The organism is Mycolicibacter senuensis, from assembly GCF_002101885.1.
Taxonomy (GTDB): domain Bacteria; phylum Actinomycetota; class Actinomycetes; order Mycobacteriales; family Mycobacteriaceae; genus Mycobacterium; species Mycobacterium senuense.
The window spans coordinates 1-7,859 of record NZ_LQPS01000048.1 but is presented as its reverse complement, the minus strand read 5'-3'; the positions used below and the strand labels follow the sequence as shown (position 1 = coordinate 7,859).

Sequence of the window (7,859 nt, the reverse complement as noted above, 5' to 3'; positions counted from 1 at the left end):
CTCGGTGTCACCGGCCTCGGCCACCGCCAGCCGCGCCGTCAGATCATCGATCTTGCGCAGCGCCTCGGCAACAATCGAACGACGATCCGACCCCCCGGCCGATTCGGCCCTCCCTGCCGATGCGGAACCTGTCTCGCTCAACTCAACCTCTCCGAAAGCTGCGCCAGCAGCTCGTCATCGCTCATGTCGTCATAGGCATCGGCGCTGTCCTGTTCGGCGGCGTCGGCCACCTCCGGCAGGATCATGGCCAGGTATCCGGTCAGCGCGTCGATGGTCGGATAGTCGAATACGACTGCGGCCGGCAGGGTTTCGCCGAGGCTGTCCGACAGTGATCGCTGCAGGGTCACGCTCATCAGCGAGTCCATGCCGGAGGCGAAGAAACCTGCCGTGGGGTCCAGGACGTGGCGAGAGGTCAGACCCATGGCGGCGACGACCTGCGTGGTGACGTGGTCGTGCAGCAACTCCCGGCGCTGCTCGGGTTCGGCATCGGCCAGTGCGCGGCGGAACTCGGTGGTGACCGGCGCGGATCCGTCGGCGGGTTCGGCGACGGCCAGCAGGTCATCGACGATGTGCAGCGCCGCCCGGGTGCGGTAGGCGGTGGCCAGCCGCGGCCAGTCCGCCGCCACCACGGTGTGCCGCACGGCGCTGTCGGCGCCGATCACCAGCGGCAGGGCCCCGATGGCCACCTCGTCGCTCATCGGCTCCAGACCGGACTCCACGGTCACCTGGCGTTCGATGTCGGATTGGGTGTCGTTCAACGACTTCCACAGCCCCCAGTTGATCGCGGTGGCCGGCAGCCCGGCCGCGCGGCGCGCGTAGGCGAAGGTGTCCAGGAAGGTGGTGGTCGCCGTGTAGTGCGCCAGCCAGCGCGATCCGGTGATTCCGGAGATCGACGAGAACAGCACGAAGTGGCGCACCGGGTGCCGCAGCGACAGCTTGTGCAGCACCGCGACCACGTCGAGCTTCGGCCGGAACATGGCGGTGACGTCGTCGTCGGTCATGTCGCGCAGGGTCACCGGGCCGCCGGCGAAGGCGGCCACGTGGATGCCGGCCAGCGGCGGCAGGTCGGCGCCGAACCGGCCGAACAACGCGCTCATCGCGGTCTCGTCGGCCGCGTCGGCGGCCACCGTCACCAGTGCCGTCCCCGGCAGCTCAGCAGCCAGCTCGTCGAGCCGTGTCCCCGGGTTGCGCGACACCGCGACGATGGTCTTGGCGCCGCTGGCCGCCAGCTGCCGAACCAGTTGCGGTCCGATGTTGCCGGTGGCACCGATCACCAGATGGCAGCTGTCCGGGTCGAATTCGACCGGTGCGGCGGCGCCGCTGGGCCGGCCCTTGCGCAGCCTCGGAACCCGGCGGACACCGGCGCGGTAGACGATCTGGTCCTCGGTGTCGGCGGCACCGGCTTCGGTGAGCAGGTACCCGGCGACCAGCGCGGCCGGAACCGACTCGTCGACGTCGATGACCCGGCCCCAGATCTCGGGGTGTTCCAGGGCCAGACTGCGGCCCAGCCCCCACAGCACGGCATGTGCGGGGTTGGCGCGGTCGCCGTCGCCGACGGGCTGGGCATTGCGGGTCAACAGGAACAGTTTCGCCGGGGCCGCCTGATCCAGGATGGCCGCGGCCAGTCGTCGTGCCGCATTGAACGTGTCGTAGGCCGGTGCAGCACTGAGGTCGCCCGACGCGGTCGACGGTGCGAACAGGACACGACTGATTCCGGTCAACGCTGTCGCGAGGGCGGCCGGGTCGGCGCCGGCGGCCAGCACCGATGCGTCCAACGTCGTCACGGCGCCGGGTCGCAGCGCACCGAGTTCGGCGCCCAGCTCGTCTCCCCCGATCACCAGCCAGGACTGGCCGGTGACGGCGGGTTCGGCGGTCTCGCGGCCGTCGGCTGCCCTGTCCGGCCAACTCAGCTCGCACCACCACTCCGCGGGTACCGCGCCGGCGCTGCCGGTGGCGGGGGCCGCGCCGGGCCCGGCCGGCCCGGTGCTGCGCCGGATCTCGGTGGTGTCGATCCAGTGCCGGGTGTGCTGCCACGGCGTCGCGGGCAGCACCGGGTGCGGTTCGGGCGGGTGCGGGGTCTGCGGCGGCTGGGCGGTGTGGGTGCGGTTGAGGTTGGTGTGGAAGCTGATCGCGTCGTCGGCGTTGCGGGCCAGGGTTCCGACGCTGTGGTGGTGACCGCCGAGCGACTCACACGTGTCGGCGATGGCATGCGTCAGGATCGGGTGCGCGCTGACCTCGACGAACGTGGTGTGTTCTGTGGCCGCGGCGGTGATGGCCTGAGCCAGCAGCGCAGGCCGGCGGACGTTGCTGACCCAGTAATCGGCATCCAGCAGGGGCATCCCCCCGGCCGGCATGGCGGTCTCGGTCACGGTGGAGAAGAACGGGATGGTGGCGACTTCGGGAGTCAGGCCCGCCAGCGCGGCCTGCAGTTCGGGCAGGATCGGGTCCATCAGCGCGGTGTGCGAGGCGACTTCCATGTTGACCCGCCGGGCGAACTTGTTTCCGGCGCTGACCGCCGCGATCACCGCGTCCACCGGCGCCACCGGGCCGGCCACCACGGTCTGCTTGGGCGACAGGTAACCGGCCACGCTGACGTCGGGGTAGCCGGCCAGCAGCGCCTCGGTGGCCGCACTGTCCAGGTTGAGCAGCGCCACCGCGCCCTGCCCGGCCTGCTGCGACATCAGCCGGGAACGCGCCGCGATCACCCGGAACCCGTCGGCGGGGCTCAGCGCCCCGGCGACGACGGCCGCGGTCACCTCACCCATGGAGTGGCCGATGACGGCGTCGGGGTGCACCCCGTGGGAGCGCCACAATTCGGTCAGGGCCAGTTGGAGTCCCATCAGCACGGGCTGCACCTGCGCGTCACCGTTGATCGCCTCACCGCCGGAGATCACCTGCCACAGCGAGAACCCGACGTGTTCGACGAACACCGGTTCCAGCAGGGCCAGCGCCCGGGCGAACGCCGGTTCGTCGGTGAGCAGTTGCCGGCCCATGCCGGCCCAGTGCGAGCCCTGACCGGAATACACAAACACCGTGCCCGGCCCGCACGGCCCGTCGTGTGGGCCGACGACACCGCTACCCGACCCGTCACCGGAGGTGCCGGCGGCCAGCGCCTGCAGGCCGCGCACCGCCTGCGCCCGGTCGCGGGCGCATACGGTAGCGAACTGCGCTTGCCGGGCGCGGTGGTGGTTGAGGGTGTGTGCGACGTCGGGCAGCTCGATCCCGGCGCCGTCAGCCTCCAGCCAGGCGGCCAGGTCTGTGGCGGTCGCAGCGATGCGTTCCGGGGTCCGTCCCGAGATCACCAGCGTGGTGACTGCCGGATCCGGTTCGCGCACAGCAATTTTGGCGGGCGGTGCCTGCTCGATGACCACGTGCGCGTTGGTGCCGCCGAAGCCGAACGAGGAGATGCCGGCGCGTCGCGGGTGTTCGGTGGACGGCCAGTCCTGTTGTTCGGCGACGACCTTCAGGCGCATCTGGTCGAAGGAGATGTGCGGGTTGGGCGTGTCGAAGTGCAGGTTCTTAGGGATCTGCCCCCGTTGCACGGCCAGCACCGACTTGATGAAGCCGACCATGCCCGCGGCCGCCTCCAGGTGGCCGAGGTTCGACTTGGCGGCGCCGAGCAGCAACGGTGCGTCCGCGGGGCGTCCGCGTCCCAGCACCGTGCCCAGCGCACGGGCTTCGATCGGGTCACCGAGCAGGGTTCCGGTGCCGTGGGTTTCGACGTAGTCGACTTCCTGCGCCGGGATTCCGGCGTCGGCGTAGGCCGAGCGCAACACCGCCATCTGGGCGGCCGGGTTGGGCGCCAGCAGGCCGTTGGAGTGGCCGTCGGAGTTGATCGCCGATCCGCGGACCACCGCCAGCACCCGGTCGCCGTCGCGGCGGGCGTCGGACAGTCGCTTGAGCACCACCACACCGCAGCCCTCGCCGCGAACGAAACCGTCGGCGGCGGCGTCGAACGCATGGCACGCACCGGTCGTCGACAGCGCGCCGCTCTGGTCGAAGCCACGGAACACCGCCGGTGACATCAGCAGGTTCACCCCGCCGGCGATGGCGGTCTCACATTCTCCGGTCCGCAGGCTGCGGCACGCCAGGTGCAGGGCAACCAGCGACGACGAGCACGCGGTGTCCACCGTCACCGACGGACCGCGCAGGTCCAGGAAGTAGGAGAGCCGGTTGGCGATGATGCTCAGCGCGCCACCGGCGTTGCTCCAGGCGTCCACACCGGTCAAGTCGGCCGATGCGTGGCAGCCGTATTCGGTGATGCTGGCTCCGACGTACACGCCGGTCTGCGAGCGCCGCAACGAGGTGGCCGGAATCCCGGCGTGTTCCAACGCTTCCCACGCCACCTCCAGCAGCAGTCGCTGCTGCGGGTCCATCTTCACGGCTTCCCGGCTGGAGATCTCGAAGAATTCCGCATCGAAAGCCGCGATGTCGGTCAAGAACGAGCCCCAGCGGGTGGTGCGGTCGATGGCGCCTGAGACCTCGGGCGACCCGTCGTCGAACGGCGCCCACCGATCGGCCGGCACTTCGGTGACCGCGTTGCCGCCGTCGATCAGGAAATGCCACAGCGCATCCGGCGAGTTGATGTCGCCGGGAAACCGGCAACCCAGGCCGATCACCGCGATGGGTTCGTCGGTGCCGAACCGGCCGGGCTCGAGCCCGGCCTCCTCGTCGGCGGACTCCGGCTCGATGAGGAACTTGGCGAGTTCGGCGACCGAGGGGTGCTGCCAGAGCTCCACCGGCGAAACCTTGCGCCCGAGCAGCTCGGACAGCTCGCCGCAGAGCACCACCGCGTCGCGGGATCCGACCCCCAGATCGTTCAGCGACGCGTTGAAGTCGATCTCGTCGGGGCTGCAGCCGATATTGGTGACCAGATAGTCGGCGAGCCAGTGGCGCAAGGCTTCTTCGTCAAATGCTGCGGTCATGCGGGGAACCCGATTCCCACTAGATCCCGTCCCATCCGGCCGGAGCCGATTCCACGCTGTCGAACAGCTCATTCAACACACTGTCGGCCGACTCGGTCAGCTCGCTGTCGGCGGCCGCCGGGTCGTCGCCGGGGTCCTCCTGCGGCAGCAGTTTGCCGGTCAGGTGGGCCGCCAGCGCCGCGGTCGTCGGGTGGTTCCACAGCATCGTCGCCGACAGCTCCAGACCGACGAGTTGTTCGATATCGCGCCGGACCGCCATGGCCATCACCGAGTTGAGACCGAGCTCGGCGAACGGCCGGTCCAGCGGCAGCTCGGCCTCCGGCATGCGGAGCTCGCGGGCCAGGATGCTGCGCAACCCGATTTCCAGCTCGCTGAGTATCTCATCGGCGGGCAGTTGCGACCAGTCGCGGGTCGGTGCGCCGGCGTCGGCGGCGGATGATCCCGGCTTCGCTACGGAGCCTTCCCGGGGAAGCGGAACCATCACTGCCTGGGCGATGTCGTAGTGCTCCACGTGGTCCCAAGCGGCGAAGGCCTCCGCCGGGGAGATCGGCCGGGATCCCATCCGCTCCAACTCGTGCAGCACGACGTGGGCCTCGGCGCCGAATCCGAGGTCCTTCCAGGCCACCCAATCCAGGCTGACGCTGTGGCAGCCCCGCCGGTGGCGGGCGCGGGCCAGCCCGTCGAGGTAGGCGTTCGCGCTCGCGTAGGCGCCCTGGCCGGGCACCCCGAACACCGCGCCCGCCGCGGCGGTCATGAAGAAGAAGTCCACGCTGGCCGGCGGGAACAGTTCGTGCAACACCTGGGCGCCAGCGACCTTCGGCCACATGGTGGCCCGCAGCCGGTCGTCGTCGACCTCGGTCAGCAGCTGCCCCTCGGTGATGCCGGCGGCGTGGATGATGCCCCGGATCGGTGGCGCGCCGGCGGCATCCCGGCGGGCCAGCAGTTCGGCCACCGCCTCCCGGGAGCCGATGTCGAGGGCGGCCACGTCGACGCTGACACCGCGGCGCTCCAGCGCCCGGATGGCCGCGATCCGGCGGCGCAGGTCGGGCGCGACGTCGGCACCGTCCCAGTCGCGGCGGGGCGGCAATGCGCTGCGCCCGGCCAGCACCAGCCGGCGGGCGCCGCGGTCGGCCAGCCACCCGGCCATCAGCAGGCCCAGCGCACCCATACCGCCGGTGATCAGGTAGGCGCCGTCGGGCTGGCACGTCATCGGCTCCCGCTGGGGCGGACCGGAGATCGGGGTGAACGTCGGTGCGAGGAACCGGCCGTCGCGCAGCACCAGGATGGATTTGGCCGGGGTGCGCAGCACCGCCGACAGCGCCGCGATGCCACCGGCGATGCCGACGGGGTCTTCGGGCAGATCCACCAGGCCGCCGCAGAGCTGCGGTTGCTCGGCGCGGATCACCCCGGCCAGGCCCCACAGCGCGCTCTGGGGCACCGCGGCATCGGAGCCGGCCTCGTGGACGCCCTGGGTGATGATCCACAGCGTCGGCGGGCGGTTCTCCCGCTCGGCGAGCCGGGCCACCAGGTCGGACACCTCGCCGACGAGCCGGGACGCGCAGTCCAGGTCGGTCTCCCCCGGCCGAGAGTCAGCGACGTAGACGATGGTCTGGGCCTCGGTGACGCCGGCGCAGCGGTGAGCTGCTGCGAGCAGCCCGCCCCGCAGCGCCTCGGCGGCGGCACCGGCGCCGAGGACCGCCAGGGTGCCGGGCTGGTCCGGCGGCTGCGGCACCCCGTCCCAGGGCTGCCAGTCGATCGCATGGGCGATCGAGCTGGGGTCGCCGGTGGGCGCCGCGGTGTCCAGCGCCGCGTAGCGCAGGGACTGAATGTCGACGCAGCATTCGCCGTCGGGCGTGGTCACCGCGATGTCGACGATGAGTTCGCCGTCCTCGCCGGCACGGCGGTGCACGGTGACCCCGGCGCGGCCGTCGGCGGGCGGCTCCCCCAGCCGGATGCTCTGCGCCGAAGACGGCACCATCAGGGCCGGGTTGGCATCGTCCACCAGCCGTGCGACGTGCAACGCCGCGTCGAGCAGGGCCACGGTACCCGACTGTGCGGCCGCTGCTGCTTCTATGTCGGCCCGCAGCTCCGCCGGCGTCGATCGGCCGGCCTTGAGCGACCAGTCGAACGGGCGCCCTTCGCTGCCCCAGGTCAGCCACAGTGAGGTCACCGCATCGTCATCGAATTGCGTTCCGGCGTGGCCGTTCTTGTGCATCAGCTTGGTGCCGTCGGAGGCGGATTCGTCGCGCGGCGCGATGCGGGCGCTGAGGTGTTTCACCCAGCGCACACCGGCATCGTCGGTGACCGCCTTCGACAGCACGGGCTTCGACAAGATGGCGACCGATTCGGCGTCGGCGACGACCTGGATGGTCCGCGGCCGGTCGATGATGATCGGGTGCTCGAAGCGGATGTCGCTGACGGCCGGCTGGCCGCTCGCCGCGACGGCAGCCTCGGCCAGTGTTTTCAGCAGCACCGATGCCGGCACCAGCTCCACTCCGTTGTTGCGGTGACTGCCGGGATACGGTTTGGACTCCGGCGCCAGCCGCGCCTGCCACAGGTGGACGGTCGGTGTGCTGCCGATCTTGATGTGCGTGCCCAGCAGCACACCGGGCCGCGGCGCGGATTCGGCTGCGCTGACCGAGCTTTCGATCTCCAGCCAGTGGTGGGTATGGCGCCACGGCGTGGTGGGCAGCACCGGGTGCGGCTCGGGCGGGTGCGGCAGGTCCCGGGGTTTGACCGGGTGCGCAGCGTTGAGGTGCTCGTGGAATCCGACGGTGTCGTCGCCGTCACGCACCAACGTCGCGACGGTGCAGTGCGGAACCGCCTCCAAGTTCTCGTCGATGGTGTGCGTCAGGATCGGGTGGGGGCTGATCTCGATGAACGTGCCGTGATCGCGTGCCGCGGCGGTGATGGCCTGACTGACCAACGCCGGCT

Annotated in this window: 2 protein-coding genes; both read right to left on the bottom strand. The window is 71.0% G+C overall.

Translation table 11 applies throughout. From position 1 onward, the window contains the following. Positions 1–137 precede the first annotated feature (137 nt). Positions 138–4,925, bottom strand: coding sequence for a type I polyketide synthase (locus AWC24_RS18675; protein WP_085087881.1), 4,788 nt, complete (start codon positions 4,923–4,925; stop codon positions 138–140). A 19-nt stretch (positions 4,926–4,944) separates the two neighbouring features. Next, the coding region (locus tag AWC24_RS18670) for a type I polyketide synthase (protein ID WP_133055736.1) at positions 4,945–7,859 on the bottom strand (2,915 nt) is incomplete at its 5' end.